The sequence below is a fragment of the Paenibacillus woosongensis genome (assembly GCF_009725165.1).
GTDB lineage: Bacteria > Bacillota > Bacilli > Paenibacillales > Paenibacillaceae > Fontibacillus > Fontibacillus woosongensis.
In genome coordinates, this window is the sequence record NZ_WNZW01000014.1 from 1 (window position 1) to 17819 (window position 17819).

General features: G+C 50.9%; 15 protein-coding genes. 2 read left to right on the forward strand and 13 right to left on the reverse strand.

Features of this window, described 5'->3' with window-relative positions; all coding sequences use genetic code 11:
- From GNP95_RS21895 to GNP95_RS21945, 11 genes are all read right to left on the reverse strand, one after another.
- Positions 1 to 2131, reverse strand: a 2131-nt coding sequence (locus GNP95_RS21895) for a contractile injection system protein, VgrG/Pvc8 family (RefSeq protein ID WP_155612967.1), incomplete at its 3' end; no start/stop codon positions are given.
- A gap of 42 nt (positions 2132 to 2173) precedes the next feature.
- Complete coding sequence (locus GNP95_RS21900) at positions 2174 to 2605, reverse strand: DUF4280 domain-containing protein (protein WP_155612968.1); 432 nt, start codon at positions 2603 to 2605, stop codon at positions 2174 to 2176.
- Positions 2602 to 3141: a hypothetical protein gene (locus GNP95_RS21905; protein ID WP_213591005.1), complete on the reverse strand. Its 540-nt coding sequence runs from the start codon at positions 3139 to 3141 to the stop codon at positions 2602 to 2604. Before GNP95_RS21905 ends, GNP95_RS21900 begins: the two co-directional genes overlap by 4 nt.
- Positions 3138 to 4355, reverse strand: coding sequence for a pentapeptide repeat-containing protein (locus GNP95_RS21910; protein ID WP_155612969.1), 1218 nt, complete (start codon positions 4353 to 4355; stop codon positions 3138 to 3140). The genes GNP95_RS21905 and GNP95_RS21910 overlap by 4 nt, the downstream gene beginning before the upstream one ends.
- Before the next feature lie 28 nt (positions 4356 to 4383).
- A complete protein-coding gene (locus GNP95_RS21915) occupies positions 4384 to 5799 on the reverse strand; it encodes a phage baseplate assembly protein V (protein ID WP_155612970.1) in 1416 nt (471 codons plus the stop codon).
- Positions 5796 to 6464, reverse strand: a complete 669-nt coding sequence (locus GNP95_RS21920) for a hypothetical protein (RefSeq protein ID WP_155612971.1) — start codon at positions 6462 to 6464, stop codon at positions 5796 to 5798. The genes GNP95_RS21915 and GNP95_RS21920 overlap by 4 nt, the downstream gene beginning before the upstream one ends.
- 249 nt (positions 6465 to 6713) lie before the next feature.
- Positions 6714 to 6998 (reverse strand): cytochrome aa3 quinol oxidase subunit IV, encoded by a 285-nt coding sequence (qoxD, locus tag GNP95_RS21925; protein ID WP_155612972.1) that lies wholly within the window; start codon positions 6996 to 6998, stop codon positions 6714 to 6716.
- A 1-nt stretch (position 6999) separates the two neighbouring features.
- Positions 7000 to 7596: a cytochrome aa3 quinol oxidase subunit III gene (gene qoxC, locus GNP95_RS21930; protein ID WP_155612973.1), complete on the reverse strand. Its 597-nt coding sequence runs from the start codon at positions 7594 to 7596 to the stop codon at positions 7000 to 7002.
- A complete protein-coding gene (qoxB, locus tag GNP95_RS21935) occupies positions 7593 to 9536 on the reverse strand; it encodes a cytochrome aa3 quinol oxidase subunit I (protein WP_155612974.1) in 1944 nt (647 codons plus the stop codon). Before qoxB ends, qoxC begins: the two co-directional genes overlap by 4 nt.
- A gap of 58 nt (positions 9537 to 9594) precedes the next feature.
- Entirely contained in the window at positions 9595 to 10542 is a 948-nt protein-coding gene (gene qoxA, locus GNP95_RS21940) for a cytochrome aa3 quinol oxidase subunit II (RefSeq protein WP_155612975.1), read from the reverse strand.
- 1329 nt (positions 10543 to 11871) lie between these two features.
- The gene (locus GNP95_RS21945; RefSeq protein WP_283926861.1) at positions 11872 to 12849 is read right to left on the reverse strand and encodes a diaminopimelate dehydrogenase; all 978 of its coding nucleotides are present in this window, start codon (positions 12847 to 12849) and stop codon (positions 11872 to 11874) included.
- Between the two features lie 264 nt (positions 12850 to 13113).
- Here GNP95_RS21945 and GNP95_RS21950 point away from each other — a divergent pair, with 264 nt between their 5' ends.
- Both GNP95_RS21950 and GNP95_RS21955 read left to right on the forward strand, forming a co-directional pair.
- Entirely contained in the window at positions 13114 to 14862 is a 1749-nt protein-coding gene (locus GNP95_RS21950; RefSeq protein ID WP_155612976.1) for a copper resistance CopC/CopD family protein, read from the forward strand.
- A 49-nt stretch (positions 14863 to 14911) separates the two neighbouring features.
- Positions 14912 to 15691, forward strand: coding sequence for a YcnI family copper-binding membrane protein (locus GNP95_RS21955; protein WP_155612977.1), 780 nt, complete (start codon positions 14912 to 14914; stop codon positions 15689 to 15691).
- An 80-nt stretch (positions 15692 to 15771) separates the two neighbouring features.
- Here the strand turns inward: GNP95_RS21955 and GNP95_RS21960 are convergent, their stop codons facing one another.
- Positions 15772 to 17007: an SLC45 family MFS transporter gene (locus GNP95_RS21960; protein ID WP_155612978.1), complete on the reverse strand. Its 1236-nt coding sequence runs from the start codon at positions 17005 to 17007 to the stop codon at positions 15772 to 15774.
- A gap of 4 nt (positions 17008 to 17011) precedes the next feature.
- Positions 17012 to 17749 (reverse strand): glycerophosphodiester phosphodiesterase, encoded by a 738-nt coding sequence (locus GNP95_RS21965; protein WP_155612979.1) that lies wholly within the window; start codon positions 17747 to 17749, stop codon positions 17012 to 17014.
- Between the last annotated feature and the right edge of the window lie 70 nt (positions 17750 to 17819).

Genomic DNA, 17819 nt, shown 5'->3' on the forward strand with positions numbered 1-17819 from the left:
TCAAGTTATAGTCCTGTTTCTTTGCAATTCGCTGCGCCACATCCTTAGTTAATTCATCGGACCAGTTCAGCTCTGTTTGTACTTCTAAGGTTAACCGATGGGTGTCCACATATTCCTCAGGAAAATACCTAGGAGGTTCCCAGCGCCTTCTCACATCCTCAGGAACCTGATGGTAGGCTTGGAACATGTTGTTCGACTCTCTCAACACGTTGTAAACAAGATCTAATGGGCTGGACGAATACAGCATCTGGCGAGCACTCGTTACCATCTTGCCTAAAATCCACTGGGTGTAGTAAGCCTGTCTTTCCTCTTCGTACATTCGCTGGTCGATCAATCCCTGTAGGAGCAGGCCTGCTAGTTGCTTTAGCGGATGAAAAGGGTTATTAGCAGGCACATCACGCGCCTTCCCGTCACTTCTCACAGGAACCCCTGCCGTTGCCAGCAGCGCCACGCCTACAGCCTTATTCACAGGCCCCCCTAGCGCACCTATTAAAATTCCCGCCATCGCTGGAATCGAACCCACGAGCTTCGACTCTGTAGCCAGCATGCTATTGGCCGCGGCTTCAACAGCCGGACTCGTAATTTTGGCTGTAGGAGAATTTCCACTACCCGATGAAGTATGGGATGCGGCAGATGATTTGGCTGCCTCATACTCCTGTACGCTGATTAGCTCAGGCTCTGGTACAGGCGGCAGGTCGGTGACAAAGACCGGGGCTTTCACCGTCCCTTCCTGCTCGATCACCGGAGCTTTGAGGTCTGTTTCACCATCCAGCACCATGCTGCTGGCTCCGCCTTTGAGATACAGCGCTGTGCCGGCTTGTAGTGATAGTCCCTTCCCTGCCTCCAGTTTAATGTCGCCGCCTTGAATTTGCACATTCCCCGGACTGCTGATGGTAACGCCGTTAGTCTCATGAAGCGTAATAGACAGCTTCCCTGAAGAGTGCAGCGACAGCTCTTGCCCGGACAGCTCTACAACGCTTCCCTTCGCATGCTGCCAGACCTTGCCGTCAGGTTGTCCATGCGTACGCTTTTGACGTAATGCATCGGTGACATAGGCGTCCTGCTCACGGTTTGTGGGCAGATACAGCTCCACCTGATCCCCGATTTCCGGCATATTATACCACCCGCTGTGGGCTTCCGCCACATAACGGGTAGCTACGGGAAACCAGCTGGCGGCAGGATGCTGCTCGGGGTCAATCTTGAGTTGAAGCTGTAAACGATCCTGTTCTATATGCAGCACCTTTCCTAGTAGTGAAACCCCTGTAATCTGCTCATTCTCAACCCGCGCATAGCGAATTTCCTGTTCGGGTTGAAGATCATATCGCGTACGCAGCATTCCATCTTCTAAACGTGTCACGGCCCGAACCACGATAAGTTCTTTACCTTGTCCAATGGGGAGTTCAATCACATCCCCTAAGGCATAGTACTCCAAGCTTTCAATCGTATAAGTGACGTACGAACCAGACCGCTCCCCCGGATTCCCGGCAGACAGCTCATGAAACGTTTTCCGCACCCGGTAGAATACATCCCGTTCCAGCTTATGCATTTTGCCTGTCGGCAGCCCAAAAAAGATTTTGGGCGATGCTGCCGTCACTTCAGGCACGAGCACCGATCCGAATCGGGAGGCAAGGCGCTTTAAAAACGCCCAATCCGTCTCCTGATATTGCAGCAGGAAAGTTTCCAGTTTGGCGCCGTCCGTGACGGTATCAATCGCATCCCCGTACTTATACTTCCGCACCATTGCCGTGACCAAATCATCATAAGTGCGCTGCGGCTCTTGATAAGAACGATTCTTTAATTTCAGATCCAATTGATAGGAATGCGAGGCAGCCTCCAGCTCAAAAGTATAGACTCCCCTTATACAGTGTATGGATAGGCGGGTGGTCATCCCGTGGAATAACCTTCTTACCGTTTGCCCCTGCTCGTCCAGCTGGCGAATAACGATAGGTTCCTGATCCATCGTTTGCCCGATCCATGCAGCCTCTTGTTCTTCGGGAAGAATGCCGGTCATCTGTAAATATGCGTGTTCATTGATCGCTCTATGAATATGTAACTGCTGAATATGCTGCGGCTGAAAGGGACCGTCTAAACGTATGCTTTCATAACCGATCCCCTCTATATGTAAACCCAAGGTCGTACTTCCTCCCTCCTGATTCGGTCACGGCTCTTGCCGTTAGTCCAGCTCCTGGCCGTCATCTTCTATGCGAATATGTCCGCAATATAAGCAGTGGTGCGTGCAGTCCTGCGTCAGAGCCGGCTGGCCCTCGATCAGCATATCGCTTTTCCCATTCAGCCATGGCATCGTAAGAACAGGGACGCACGGAGCCTTCTTCACCCCGTAAATATCAACCATTTCACTGGTCTGCACAGCAGGATTAAGAGGGCTGAAGCAGTTGCCAAAGGACGGAATGTTCTCTCCGGGCACGTAATCTGCGATATTCATCATGGCTTTATTTTTGACGTATACCCCATGGCTGAAAGGACGCTTTAACCGGGTAGGCTGAGTGCCATAGCTGCAGCTCAAAATCGCACCGGCTACGACATAGCTTTTGGCCCCGCCCCCTCCTGGCTGCACCTGCGCATGCTCTACCTTTGCTTCCTTCATGAACCTGTTCCCTCCTTGCTTTCCGTCTCTACTCTTTCAAGTCTAATCCCTATAAATGGACGACGCAGCAGGCTCTCTGCCAACGCCAGATTGATAAAAATGTAAGGCTCCATCAAACCCGCTATTTGGAAAATAGGAGACATGGCCTTCCCGTGCTGCAGTACCAAATGCTTCAATGTACGATCGGGATACCGTTCGGTGCTATCAGACAAGCATTCCTCCTTAGGAGGGCGAAGCACCCAGTACACCTCTTGCCTGGCTACCTTAAAATCTGTAAGTATGGCTGCTCTCCATTCCATGCCAGGCCTGTATTTCTCCAATAACGCCTTCATGCGATTGGATACCAGCGGCACGGGATATTCCAGAAAGTCTGGAAACACGGATTGCGAATGAAGCTGTATTGCTAAAAACAAAGGCGCATCTTCCTCTTGAGCAAGAGTCATCTGCATGCCGCTCTTCATGGATAATGAGGACAGCGGCACTGGTTCAATCCGATGCTTGGTCCGGTCATCCATTCTTAGCCGATAATATCTCACGTAAGTTGCCTCCTAACTTCACGGAGCTGTTCCTCCGTCATATTCACACCCCGCAAATTGGCGCCTGTAAAATCAGTTCCACTCAACCGCGCGCCATCAAAAGACACGTCTGTCAGATCTGCTCCAGCAAAACTGGCACCTGTCAGATCGGCATTCTCGAAGCAAGCCGCCGCTAGATCCGCATTGATAAATGAAGCCTGCTGCAGCAGGGTATCCCGGAATACCGCACCTTGAAGCTGAGCTGCTCTAAAAGAAGCTCCCTGCAGATCCGCCCCCGTAAAATTCACCCCGCTAAATCCTAATGGCTCCCACTCCAGCCATGAATCTGAATCGCTTACGCTACCCATTACCCTGTCCAACAGAGCATTCCTTAGGGAGCAGCCGCTAAAATCAGCTCCATAGATCAGGCTGAAGGTAAAGTCAGCCCGTTGAAGCAAGCTATCCTGCCAATCAGTACCCACCAACACGCAATACTGCAAACGGCTATTCTCCATCTGCATGCTGCGGAAAGCCGTATAGCGAAAATCCAAGCGGCTGTAGTCCCCCTCCGATAGGTCAAGCTCCGTCAAGGCTTCATAGCCGTACTGCTGCGCTTCCTTTAATTCCAGCCATGCTTTAACCTCTTGAACATCCCGCTTCCGGCGATCTTCTTTGTATACGGAGACGCTTTGATCCAAATACTCTCCGGCCCGAATCTCAAATGTCTCTGCACGATCCAGCGCTTGGAACTCGGGAGTACGCACCGCTCGCTTCATCGCCAGACGAAGCATATTTACCATAAATGCATGGAGTTCTGCCGCCGCGTCCAGCATGATCTGCTCTATTCCGACCTCTGAAGGCTGCTCCACGGCTTCGGCATGGCGCTGCTGCTGTAGATCACTCCAATAGGAGAAGGCCCAGCTTATCTCCCACTCAAATTGCATGGGGTTCGCATCAAATACCCAATACTCATCGGCGGCCTCGACTAGATAGACCGGATGCTGCTCCAGCCACGATGTTCGCAGCATAGAGTAAGTGATGTAGCTTATGCTGCCTTTTTGTCCCTGAACCTGCTTTTGACGAATGTCGCGGCAATATTCTCTAAATTTCTGTACACATTCCTCAATACGTTGTTCTAACGTAGCCTTAAGCATCTCCGCCCAATCTTTACGACTAAAGAGCCTTGCCTCATTAAAATTTACCTGCTGCTCCGGATCCTCCAAAGGCTTGTCCATTTCGTTTACACCACCTGGTACGCTTATGCTAATTAGATTTCACTTCGCTGCCCTTCATCTTGGCTGAACCGCTAAGTTCAATAGAACTGCCGTTGCAATCCATACGCAGCTCGCTGCCTGCGGAGAGTGACATCGTTGTCCCAGCCGTCAGGCTTAGATCTCCCCCCGCCGAGATACTTACGGCATTGTTGCTTACAATATGTATGCCATCCTTATCGTTCAGCTTGATATAAATAGCCCCTTCTTTCCCCGTAATGACCAGTTCATCGGGTCCCAGGCAAATTTCTTTGCCATGAGGGGTTCGCCATATTTTCCTCTGAGGATCCAAAATTTTATTATGAGCGCTTCCTTGCGTATTTCGTCTGACTGCACTCCCAGCAATTCCATCTTCTTCTCGGCTGCCCGGAAAATATAGTGAAACGGGATCGCCAACTTCAGGCATCACATACCACCCCGTATGTCCCTCAGCACTATAAGCCGTAGAGTAATTGAACCAGTATGCCTCATCTACCTTCTGCTGCTCATCGCAGTCCAAATGAATGCGCACCTGATCCTGGCGCACGTCGACAACGACACCACTTAACGATGCGCCGGCTAGTTTTTCCTGATAGTAGCTTTTTTGCCGGAAGCCTTGATAGGATCCCAATACATATTGGTGTCTCAACTGGCCTTGTCTCATTTCGGTATAAGCTTCCATCACAAACAGGCTGTGCCCTTGAAAGTTCAACTGCGCTCCTAAATCCAGCACCTCATCCGTCTCCACTTCATAAAAAATGAAGTCGTTCTCCGTCAGCCTGGCCTGGTCATTCTCCTGGAAATAACGAAAAGGCAGCATTTGCTTGCGTACGGTGTAACGGCTATGATCCAGCACCACATGTGCAGGAATATCCTCGATGCCAAAATAAAACTTCGGACTATCAAAACGGGCGGCGGGCATCAAGCTTGTATGATAGCGGGATGCCAACCGTCTTAAGAAAGCCCAATCCGTCTCTTGGTACTGGATGGCAATACGCCCGATCTTGGCCCCGTCAGTAGCCCCGTCAATCACATCAAGCCCCTCGTAATCCTCGCCAATCTGTTCCAGTAATTGAGGAATCGTCATATTAATATTCTGAAAAGAGCGTGTGCGCTGCTTGATGTCCATTCGGTAGGTATGCGAGATAGCCTCTACCTCCAAATAGTAGACATCACGTACAACTTTCACCTCAACCGAGAGCGCAATCCCGCTAAATAATGGCGTGGTGCCGCCTGCCTCATCCATTTGACTTACTTCAATGACCGTATAGCTGTGCGTTGTTTCTACGCAGCTGTCCCGCATATCTTCCGGAATCACGCCTGTAAAATACAGCCGGGTATGCTCATTTATTTTCTTCGTTAAGGTGAGCTGTTCCAGGTTAATTCTCTCAAATGGCTGAATTAGAATGTTATCGTATCCCAGACTCATCTTGAAGCATCTCCTTCCTTGTGCAGCAGCTCGGAGGAATCAGAGACATCTCTAAGCGACTGGACTATAAATTTAGCTGCAGGCAGCCATGCTTCCCTATCGGATTCCATACAGTTGAAAGCACCGATGATCACGTATCCTCCCAAAATAAACAACAGCATTTCGTTATATAGGTTCCCGTCCACCCCTGCTGTTACAAAGCGAATACATCCTATAGAAAGACCGGATGGATTAACGCTCAACTCAGCCCCTATCCAATTGCGGATGGGTTGTACAGATCGCAGCACATCTGCCAATCGCTCCATAAAATCAGGAAGCTCCTCCAGCTCCAAAGCCGTGTCTGTCGGATTAAAGGTCATATTGATGGTCCCTGCAGAAGAAGTGTAAATAACCTTCGGGCGATGCTCCGAAGGATATTTGAATTTAGCTTGCTCCAGGGGCATAAGATGAAAGGATTTCGGAATTTTCACCTCGATTTTTCCATCCAGTACGGTCACAGTGGCGAAAGTTATAACCTCATCTTCGATGCGCAGCACCATATTCTTGTCCGCCACTAAGCTAACTTGCTCTGAATCTGTTAATTGAGATTGGCTCGTTTTTGCCTCATTTTGCTTATGTATTAATTCCTGTTTCATGCTAAGAATCTGTTCATCTAAGTACTTCATCGTATGCAGTCTCTTCTTCCTCCGAATCTTATTTTTGTAAATGTAACCCATCCATACCTATATTTCGGACATAGGCTCAAAAAAGTTAACCCATCCCCCTGCATATTCCCTTATTTCACCAGAAAGCATCTACCCGACGATTTGCCGCAAAAAAAATCACCCTGACCCCAGGCTTTCGCCTTTGGATCAGAGTGATTCTCATTTCTAAATAAATCTAGCTCTTTATTAAACTCAAACTTGCCTATTCGCTTATTGATATCCCCAGATCATCGTAAACAGTGTACCGAAAATCGTCACCAGACCTACGAACAGCGCGTACGCGATATTCGTATAAAGTGATGTCTTCGTACCTGTCTCGCCGATGTGCATGAAGACGAACAGCTGAACTGACATTTGAATGATCGCACAAACGAGCAGAACCGTCATTTGCATCCCGTAGGACATATCGAAGAACAGAACGGTCAGTGCAACGATCGAAAGGATCAGCGAAGAGACATATCCCATGACGTGTTGAAGCGGGAACAGTTTTTTCATGTCACATCAATCCTTTCAGGTATACAAAGCTGAAGATGAAAATCCAGACGACATCCAGGAAGTGCCAGTACAGCGAGAAGATGAACGACTTGTTCGCCGTATCCGGCGTGAAGCCTTCACGTTTCATTTGCAGCATCAATCCGCCGCCCCACACCAATCCAAGCGTAACGTGCGCCCCGTGGAGGCCCAGCAGCGTGAATAAGCTGGACAGGAACGCGTTCGTTTGCAGTGTCGCGCCTTCGCCTACATACGTAACGAATTCATAAATCTCGACGCCCAGGAATCCTAGGCCAAGCAATAAAGTAACTGCAAAAAATCCTAATGTCGCTTTCATCAAGCCTTGCCGCATACTGTTGATCGCCAGACCGATCGTGAAGCTGCTCGTCAGAAGCAGGAAGGTCTCGATAAGCACCGGTCCGATTTCAAAAATCTCTTTCGCCGTAGGACCGTTGCCGGTCCGGTTCCACAAGGTGAAATATACGGCGAAGAGCGTGGAGAACATGACGATCTCTGCTCCGAGAAATACCCAGAAGCCGAAGATGCGGTTTTTGTTTTCTTCCGTACTATATTCCAGCGGTACTGAATGATCTATTTTCATACCTGTTCACCCCGCAATCGTTGTTCGGTCGCCACAACTTCCTTCGCAGGAATATAATGTCCGTGATCGCGTTCAAAGGATCTGATGATCATCATAACGAAGATGCCTATGGCTCCAATCACAGCCCCTACCCACCAGTTAAATACCATGAAGAATCCGAAGATCATAAAGATCACACCCAGAATAAACGGCTGGCCACTGTTGTTAGGCATATGAATGTCGCTATATTCCTCAGTATACAGAGGTTTGCCGGACTTCTTCGCAAACCAGAATGCATCGCGGCCTTCAATGTCAGGCATGCGCGCAAAGTTGTAGTGAGGAATCGGGCTTGGCGTGCTCCACTCCAAGGTCCGTGCATTCCACGGATCGCCGCTCGTCTCTCTAGGCGCATAGCGGAAGCTCCAATAAATGTTGTAGACGAGTACCGCAAAGCCGACGGCCAGACCGATCGAGCCTATCGAAGCAATCAGGTTCAGCGGACCGAATCCGGTCTCTGCGGAGTAAGTGTACATCCGCCGCGTCATCCCATTCAATCCAAGGGCGAAGAGCGGCAGGAACGTTACGTTGAAGCTGATTACAATAATCCAGAAAGCCAGTTTGCCTTGCTTGTCGTTCAGGCGGAAGCCGAACAGTTTCGGGAACCAGTAGTACATTCCCGCCAGAACCCCAAAGACTGTTCCCGGAATCAATACGTAGTGGAAGTGGGCTACCAGGAACATCGTGTTGTGGTACTGGTAATCCGCACTTGCCATGGCCAGCATAACGCCGGTCACGCCGCCAATCGTAAAGATCGGTATAAAGCCAAGAGCATACAGCATTGGCGTCGTAAATTCGATGCGTCCTTTATGCATCGTAAAGAGCCAGTTAAAGATTTTGATCCCGGTCGGAATGGCAATCGCCATCGTCGTCACGGAGAAGACACCGTTAACCATCGCGCCGTGTCCCATCGTATAGAAGTGGTGAGCCCACACGACAAAAGACAGGAGCGAGATGATGACCATACTGAACACCATTGATTTGTAACCGTACAGGTTTTTGCGTGAAAATGTTGATATAACTTCACTAAAGATACCGAATGCGGGCAGAATAACAATGTATACCTCTGGATGCCCCCATACCCAGAACAAGTTGGCCCAGAGCATATCCATCCCGCCATTGGCCATGGTGAAGAACTGTGAGCCGAACTGCCGGTCCAGCATCATCAGCAGCAGCGCGATCGTCAATACCGGGAACGCGAATACGATGATGACGGAAGTAACCAGAATCGACCATGTGAACATCGGCATACGCATCAGCGTCATGCCAGGCGCGCGCATTTTGAGAATGGTCACGATGAAGTTCACCCCGGTCATGAGCGTACCCAGTCCGGAAATCTGCAGTGCAATGGAGTAATAGTTATTGCCTACCGTCGGGCTGAACTCGATGCTCGACAGTGGGAAGTAAGCCGTCCATCCGGCATCCGGCGATCCGCCGATGACGAACGAAATGTTGAACAGCATCGCTCCGGCGAAGAACAGCCAGAAGCTGACAGCGTTCAGGCGCGGGAACGCTACGTCCCGTGCCCCGATTTGCAAAGGGACGACGACGTTCATCAAGCCGATAATAAACGGCATTGCCATGAAGAGGATCATGATGACCCCGTGCGTCGTAAATATTTCGTTATAGTGCTGGCTGTCCAGTAATCCATTCTCTGGGACAGCAAGCTGCGCACGCATCAGGAGGCCGTCTACGCCGCCCCGAAATAGCATGATGAGTGCAGAAATGATATACATAATACCGATTTTTTTATGATCAACGGTTGTTAACCATTCACGCCACAGATAGCCCCATTTTTTAAAATAGGTGAGCCCGACAACAATCGCAATAGACACAATAACAATACTGACCATCGCGCCATAAATCATCGGTTCGCCTGTGACGAAAAATTCGTCCCATTTCATTTAGCTTACTCCTTTCCAGTTCTAGTTGCCTTGCGAGCGTCCTGCTCTTCTAACCTGATTAATGATTGTGCCCGGAGTGTTCCGTCTCTCCGCCTCCGCTGTTCTCTGCACCGGGTTGATCGATTTGGAACTGATCGAGCTCGGATTTCGCGGCAGAGTCGCCGTGATTATGCCCAGCGTGCTCGCCCTCAGGCGGCGGTAAGAACGTCAGGTGCGTGGAGGAGTAGGTTTTTCTGCCGACAAATTTCGTGTCCAGCAGGGTTTGGAATTCGTCCGGCGTCAATTCGGAAGCCGTGTTTTTTACTTCATCCACCCATTTGTCGTATTCCTGCTGATTCATCGCCAGCACTTCGAATTCCATGTGAGCAAAGCCTTCGCCGGAGAAGTTCGCATTCTTGCCGACAAAAGAGCCTTCATGCTCGGCAACGAGGTTCAGCTTCGTAACCATGTCGCTCATCGCATATTTCTGTCCGCCGAGCTGCGGCACCCAGAAGCTTGTAATCGGTCCGTACGCATATAGGCGGAACTCGACAGGACGATGGGTTGGGATATTTACGTAGTTTACCGTTTCGATTCCTTCTTCCGGATAGCTGAAGTGCCATTTCCAGTTGGAGGAAGCCGCGTAAATAATCATCGGTTTTTGATCTTGATAATCCTTAGGTACTGCCTCGACCGCATTCGTACTGCGAATCGTAACCACCGAAAGAATGATAACGATAATTAACGGGAATGCCGTCCAGGTAATTTCTAGCCAGGTCTTTCCTTCGTCATGCGGCGGTTCGTAGTCCGGAGCAGCTTTGGAAGCCCGATATTTGGTCAGCATGTAAACGTAAAGCACATAAACGACGAGCAGTATAAACGCCATCGTGATGATGGAGAAAATAATGACGTCGGATTGAGTCTTGGCCACAGGTCCTTTCGGGTCCAATACCTTCAAAGTATTGCAGCCGGACAGGAAGACAAGCAGCGCTGAAAATGCGATTAACAGCAGCCCTCTTCTTTTCATAGATTCCGTTACCCCTTTCTAAGCAGTAAGTTACACGATGTGATACAGGTTGATAAGCTGTCACGTGAACTTAAGTATTACAACTAATAACAATGTTAGGATTCGTTAAAAACAAAAACAAACCATAGAGAAAGGCAATTATGTAATATATTTACATTTGAATGCCTGTACACTGCTTACCTCCCCACCCCAAAAGTCGAAATTCAGCCGTATTTGCTCAAAAAAAGCCAAATTCGGCGATTTTGATAATTGTTCACAATGAACGTCCGGAGCACCCGAGTTCGCAGAATTGTCATAATAGGCCACAGACTTTGTAATTAAAATCACATACATTTGAACCTTCTTGGGCGCCTCCCACTGTGAGAAAGCTTGCTAAATTGCTAAATCTGCGGGCTATTCCGCAGGCAATTTAGGTCGCGTCAGAATGAGCCTTCAGGGGTTGTGCGGGTGGAAAATGAGTGGGTATTGGAGGTGGGGAGGTGAAGATGTGAAAGGTGAGGCAGGGATGTGTGCGTGAGGATGTGTGCGTGAGGATGTGTGCGTGAGGATGTGAGAGGTGGGTGATCAGGTTCGCCAATTGTAGATGGAGCTCAGGGTTAGCTCGCCTGGCATAATAAGTGGCTTTGAGAAGTCGTAGATTGTTTAATACAAAGAGTTGGTACGGGGTTAAAGTTGCTGGAACGGCGCATATAGTCACTACGAGGGGGAGATGGCTGGACGGCGCACAATGGTACTTCGGGGGTAGGTGGCTGGGGCGACGCACAATGGCACTTCGGGGGTAGGTGGCTGGGGCGACGCACAATGGCACTTCGAGGGTAGGTTGCTTACGGACATCAGGTCCGCTATTTCGCGCTTTACTCGATAATTCTTATTCTTACGGACACAGAAGGCGTTATTTGCCCCTAAATGCCTCTTTTCAGTCGCTTATAGGGGCAATAGCGGAACTAGGGTCCGTTAGCACAACAATTTCAGCGTTTTTGGACAAATAGCGGAACCCCGGTCCGTTAGCCATTCCACTCTGCCCTACTCGCTCAACTCCACCCTACCTATTCCGCTCTCCCCTACCCCGCTCCGCTCTACTCTACCCTACTCCAATCCACCTACTCCGCTCCACTCTACTCCGCTCCATTCCACTCCACCCTACTCATCCCTACTCCAATCCGCCCGCCCCCTCCGCTCCCCCTTCCAACCCGTATTCGCCTGCACCTTCACGTTTTACTTAGCAACCATAGAATACTGCTGGCACCAAGCGCGCGCGCTGCCATAGCCCAACAAATAAAAAGCCGCCCGGGAGATCCACTCTCCCAGGCAGCCACAAAGGAAACAGCCTTACAGCAATTCTTTGCGAAGCTGTTCCGGCGATTTAGGCGACAGCAGGCCAAACGGAATGTCAAATACCGTTCTTGCCCCGGACTCGCCAGCTTGGGACAGCTTGTAAGCTGCGCGCGCGTAAGCTACAAGCACGCTTGCCGTAAATTCGGGATTGCTGTCGAGCTTCAACCCGAATTCGATAATTTGCGTGTTGTTCTCTCCCGTGCGGCCGCTTCTCAGCACGTTGCCGCCGTGCGGCATAGCAGAGTGGTTCGCCTTCAGCTCTTCTTCGCTGATGAAATGCACCGTCGTATCATAATCCGCAAAATAGTTCGGCATTTCCTTGATTTCACGTTCGATCCGTGCGAGATCGGCACCCTCTTCAGCAACTACATAGCATTCCCGAGCATGCTTCTCTCTTGTGGACAGCTCCGGGTTTTCCCCTTTGCGCACACGGTCTACAGCGGACTCCACCGGAATCGTATACTGCACGCCGCCCTTCACACCGTCAACGCGGCGAATCGCGTCGGAGTGGCCCTGGCTAACGCCTTTGCCCCAGAAGGTATACTCATTGCCCTCAGGAAGAATAGCTTGTCCAAGCAAGCGGTTCAAAGAGAACAAGCCTGGATCCCAGCCGGTCGAGATCACGCTCACATTTCCCCCTTGAGAAGCCGATGCGTTAACTTTGTCGAAATACTCAGGTATTTTCGCATGTGTGTCGAAGCTGTCCACCGTATTGAACATAGCGGCCAGTTCAGGCCCTTGCTGCGGAAGATCCGTGGCCGAACCTCCACAAAGAATCAACACGTCGATATCGCCCTTATACTTCTCCAACTCGGAAATATGCACGACGCCGCTGGCTGCCGCTACCTCATCCGGGTTTCTTCTCGAAAAAATTGCGCGGAGCTCTAGATCCGGATTTTGCTTGATTGCCTTTTCCACGCCGCGTCCTAAATTCCCATAACCTACGATACCCACTTTGATGTTCGATGCCACTTTACGTATCCTCCTTCAAAATTAGATCGTAATTATTTTATCTTACTATGGGTCATTTTTAAATCTTTAGCCTCATAAGTTAGGCATTACTTCACCCGTTATAACGGCCCTCGTCCAAAAAATTTCACAAAAATGTCAATTTTTCCGTTTTTAGTCCTCTAATATAGCCCGATAAGGTCATATTCTCCCCAAAAAAATAGCTGTAAAATGAAGTGCATTGTGAAATATGTTATTGCAATTTAGTAAAAAGGAGTGATCCCTGCATTGAAAAAACGGCACGCAACCAAGGCGCTAATTGCACTCACGCTCTACTGCCTTCTGTTCTCCCTTCCTTCATCCGTATCCGCCCATGCCTATATTGTAGCATCCTCTCCTGGAGAGAACGAAGTGCTCGAGGAAGCTCCCGCCCAGGTCAGCATTACCTTTAACGAGCCGATCGAACAGGCGTTTCACTCGATTCAAGTCACCGATTCATCCGGCCAGCAAGCCACCGCAGGAGAATCCCGGATGGATGACGCCCATTCAGCCAGATTAATCGCGGATCTGAAGCCTGAGCTGCCGGACGGGATTTATACCGTAAATTACAAAGTGCTGTCCAGCGATGGCCATACGGTTACCGGAACATTCCCTTTTATCATCGGGGATGCCGCAGCAGCCGCCCACAATCCTGCAGATGCGAATCAACCCGGCAGCAGCCAAGGACAGGATTGGCCCAAGCTTAGCCTCCTTCTTCTTCGCTGGCTCCAATATAGCGGCTTAGCCATATATATAGGCGTGCTTCTCTTTCATTTGCTGCTCTTGCCGCAACGCAGATCCATTGCTGAATCTGCTGCCCGACGACTCCAGAATCATCCTTATGCTTTGGCAAAGTCGCCGGTGTGGCAGCGAAGCAAACAGCTTCTCATTCTATCTCTCCTCCTAGCTGCAGCCGGAATCGGGCTGAGCCTGCCGCAGCAGGCGGCGAGCGATGCCGGAGTTCCGTGGAGCCAAGCTTGGAACCCGGCATGGATCAAGGACACACTCAGCCTTACTTCATTCGGTAAGGCCTGGACTGCCGAAATGATACTGCTGCTCATGCTGGCCGGACTGACCGCCGCACTTATTATTTTTACGAAAAAACAAAGCCGCTTGGCAGCGGACCTGACCGCGGCGGCCGCACTCTTGACCACTCTTGGCATTCTGCTCGCCAAATCGTTTATCGGCCATGCCGCGGCCGCGAGCGGAAGAAGTATGGCCATTGCCATGAACTTCCTGCACCAGGCTTCCTCCTTCCTATGGCTGGGAGGGCTGCTCTCGCTCGCTTTACTGCTGCCTGCTGCCGCAGAAGCAACGCGGAGCTCATCCGGCTCCAGGAGTCAATTATATTGGGAGGCCATCCGCCGCTTCTCTATTCTCGCTGCAGGCTGCGTTGCTATACTGCTCTGTTCAGGGGTCTACGCAGGTATGCTCCATATACCTACATGGTATGCGCTGCTGCACAGTAATTACGGGCTCATCCTCCTTGCTAAGAGCGGACTGACGCTGGTTATGCTGGCTCTTGGCCTTTCCGCGTTCATGCGCGGCCGCAGGCGGACCCGGCCCTTGGGCCGTGGGGTGTGGATCGAATTCGTGACCGGATTGATCGTGCTCGTTCTGGCTGCAATTTTATCGAATATGCCGACGGCTCTGTCCAGCCCGGGTCCGATTCAGTTGAAAGCCGTGACCGCGGACGGCTACCACATCTCTGTACAAGTATCGCCGAATACCGTCGGCGAGAACCGTATTGAGGTGACCGCCCTGGATCGCGAGCAGAAACCGCTAAACGGCATCGAGCAAATAACACTGACGCTAACCTCCCTCGACATGGACATGGGAACGATCGAACTCGCAATCCCAGGGAGAAGCGATTCCATCCCGCTAAACGGAAATGCGATCGTAACGAGGGGCGGCAGCTGGAGGCTTCAGGTTCATATTCTGCTGTCCTCACTGGACTCAGTCGATAGCAGCTTCACCTTTCAAGTCGGCAACAAGTGATTTATAACTTCACTATAAATAAAAATTTGCAAAGGAGATTTTTAGCGTTATGAAACAAAAAATTCAATCCTTGTCCGCCATGCTTACAAAAGCAATAGCTCTGGCTCCAGCCATGGCCGCATCCCTGCTGCTGTTTGCCAGCCTCGCCAGCGCGCACGTCACCGTCAAACCGGGCACCACAGCTCCCGGTGCCTGGGAGACCTACACGATCAAAGTTCCCGTTGAGAAAGACATTCCTACGGTCAAAGTGTCCCTGAAAATTCCCGAAGGCCTAGATTTCAAGCAATACCGCGCCATTCCGGACTGGAAGGTAGAGCTAACGAAAGACAGCTCGGATAAAGTTACTGTCGTCACCTGGACGTCAGAGGGCGAGGGCATTAAGCCTGGCGAGTTCCAGCAGTTCGATTTCGTCGCCAAAAATCCAGACAGCGATGCCGAGCTGGCATGGGATGCTTACCAATACTATAGCGATGGCAGCATTGTCGAGTGGACAGGGGATGATGGCAGCGAGAAGCCGCATTCCATCACCGCAGTCTCTTCAAGCCCAGATGCGGGTTCCGCCGCGGACAGCGCAAGCCACTCGCACAGCCATGATCACGACCAGGATCAAGCCACCAGCAGCGACGCCGGGCAAGCAGAAAATGCCGCTGAAAATACAGCGGCACACAGCAGCACCAACGCTGCCGAGACTAGCGCTGCACCTGTGTCGGAAGCTGCAGAAAGCGCAAGCTCTGCAAACATATGGACTATCGTGCTGGCGTCGGCCGCCCTGTTGATCTCGTTAATTGCCTTAGGCCTTGCGATTAGCGGCAGGAAGAAATCCGCCTAAATCTCTAGATGCCAAAAACTCAAAAAAACTCGGAGCTTACGTCATATGACGCTAGCGCCGAGTTTTTCATGTCCTAAAAGCTATTGAATTGCCGAAGGAGCCTGATCGATGGCTCCCGTACCTGCGGAGCGGTTGTCGTTCCTTGCGCCAATCAAGCAGAGCGCGGCCAGCAGCATCCCGAGCGAAGCGCTTGCGAATAGCGCCGGATATCCGAACATATCGATGATCCAGCCGAGCACAGGCGGGGAGCTGATGGCTGCAAGCGAGGAAACGAAGTAATAAATCCCGGTTCGGGTACCGATGCTCTCCTCCCGCCCCGTCGCAACGATCCACGGGTACGAGTTAATGTTGATACAGGCCCAGAACAACCCGCCGACGACCAGCAGCACACGAAGGAGCAGCACAGACTTTACGAAGACGAGCGAGCCGAAAATGACGAACAAGCCCAGCACGCCAAGCGCAATGATTCTCTTCTTGCCGTATTTGGCGCCAAGCCATCCGCTGGGCAGCGCAAATGCCAGAAATGCCAGGGAGAAGAACGTTAGCGAGAAGGCCGCGTCGTTGTCGCTCATGCCGATATATTTTGTCCCATAGAGCGTAAACAGCGCTTCCACCCCTTGATAAGCAACGAACCAGAAAAAGATAGCTCCTAAAATAAACAACGTCGTGCGGTCGAACTGGTCTTTGATTCGTATCGGACTGCGGGTCTCCCTCTCGGTCTGGAACGGATTACTGCTGCCGTCGCCATAACCTGTCAGAACTATGGGCTCCTTAATGAAGCTCTTCAGGATGACTAGAGAAAACAGCATAACCAGCCCGGCACATAGAAACGGTAAATACGGAGCCTGCTTGTATAGCGGCGCGCCAAGGCCAAAAGCTAGAATCGAGCCGAGACCGCCCATGAAATTAATAATTCCATTCGCTTTGGTGCGACTGTTCTCCGGCGTAATGTCCGGCATGAGCGCCACCGTAGGTGAACGGAAGATGCTCATGGATAGGTTCATCAGCACCATAAACAGCACCAAAGCCACAAAACCGGTATGTAGCGGGATCAACGTGGCAAACAAGGCTCCAAGCGGCATGCCGATCAGTAAATAAGGCATCCGCCTCCCATATTTGCTGCGCGTCTTGTCGCTTCGGTGGCCAATCCACGGCTGCAGGAACATGGCAAAATAATTATCGATCGTCATCATGAACCCGATCATGGCAGCGCTTTTTAAATAGTTGGCCAAGAAAAGCGGCACAAACGCATTATACAGCGCCCACGTCATGCTGATGCTGAGGAAGCCGAGACCGAGCAGCCACGTTTTTCTCATCCCATTAACCCCCTTCAGCCGTCAGAAGCTCGGCCAGACGGTCGGGATAATCCGTAATGATCCCGCCAACGCCTGCACGGATCAACGCCTGCATCTCGGACTTCTCATTAACCGTGAACGGATGATACGGTATACCCTGCTCCGAAGCGGCGGCGACAAACTCGGGAATGACAGCGTACTGAAAGGCGTGCAAGGCGTCCGCACCGATGCGCTTCGCATAATTCCATGGCTCGTACAGCCCCTCCATATACAAAATCCCCGTGCGAATTTCTGGAGCGATCCGCTTGCACTCCACAAGCGAATAGTGATTGAAGCTGGAAATTATCACGCGATCGGACAATCCGAAACGGCGAACCATGTCTATTACATTACTCTCAAGTTCTGGATATTGGACAACCCCATTTTTCAGTTCCAAATTAATGATCGTGTCGCGCGGCTCAACAAGCTCGAGCAGCTGCTCCAGTGTCGGGATTCTCTCTCCGCAGTAATCTTCGTGAAACCACGACCCCGCCTCCTTCGTTGACAGCTCCGCCAGCGTGACATCCTTGACCCACTCCGGAGAACCTGCCGTGCGATACAGCGTCTCGTCGTGAATCAGCACCGGATGCCCGTCCTTCGTCATTTGCACATCCGTCTCGATCCCAGTCGCCCCTAGCTCCAATGCACGTTTGAATGCGATCATCGTATTCTCGGGACAATGGCCCGCCGCACCCCGATGCGCAAAATTAATCACTTTGGTCATGTTATACCCGTCCTCCCTGCGTTCTCCCTGTTATGCATGCACTTGCCTCTTGTAAGCTTCTATTCTGTGT

Coding starts and splice junctions, on each gene's coding strand:
- GNP95_RS21965 (WP_155612979.1), bottom strand. CDS start 17,749: ATGACCAAAGTGATTAATTTTGCGCATCGGGGTGCGGCGGGCCATTGT.
- qoxD (WP_155612972.1), bottom strand. CDS start 6,998: ATGAAAAAACTGTTCCCGCTTCAACACGTCATGGGATATGTCTCTTCG.
- qoxA (WP_155612975.1), bottom strand. CDS start 10,542: ATGAAAAGAAGAGGGCTGCTGTTAATCGCATTTTCAGCGCTGCTTGTC.
- qoxB (WP_155612974.1), bottom strand. CDS start 9,536: ATGAAATGGGACGAATTTTTCGTCACAGGCGAACCGATGATTTATGGC.
- GNP95_RS21955 (WP_155612977.1), top strand. CDS start 14,912: ATGAAACAAAAAATTCAATCCTTGTCCGCCATGCTTACAAAAGCAATA.
- GNP95_RS21920 (WP_155612971.1), bottom strand. CDS start 6,464: ATGAAGTACTTAGATGAACAGATTCTTAGCATGAAACAGGAATTAATA.
- qoxC (WP_155612973.1), bottom strand. CDS start 7,596: ATGAAAATAGATCATTCAGTACCGCTGGAATATAGTACGGAAGAAAAC.
- GNP95_RS21915 (WP_155612970.1), bottom strand. CDS start 5,799: ATGAGTCTGGGATACGATAACATTCTAATTCAGCCATTTGAGAGAATT.
- GNP95_RS21900 (WP_155612968.1), bottom strand. CDS start 2,605: ATGAAGGAAGCAAAGGTAGAGCATGCGCAGGTGCAGCCAGGAGGGGGC.
- GNP95_RS21910 (WP_155612969.1), bottom strand. CDS start 4,355: ATGGACAAGCCTTTGGAGGATCCGGAGCAGCAGGTAAATTTTAATGAG.
- GNP95_RS21960 (WP_155612978.1), bottom strand. CDS start 17,007: ATGAGAAAAACGTGGCTGCTCGGTCTCGGCTTCCTCAGCATCAGCATG.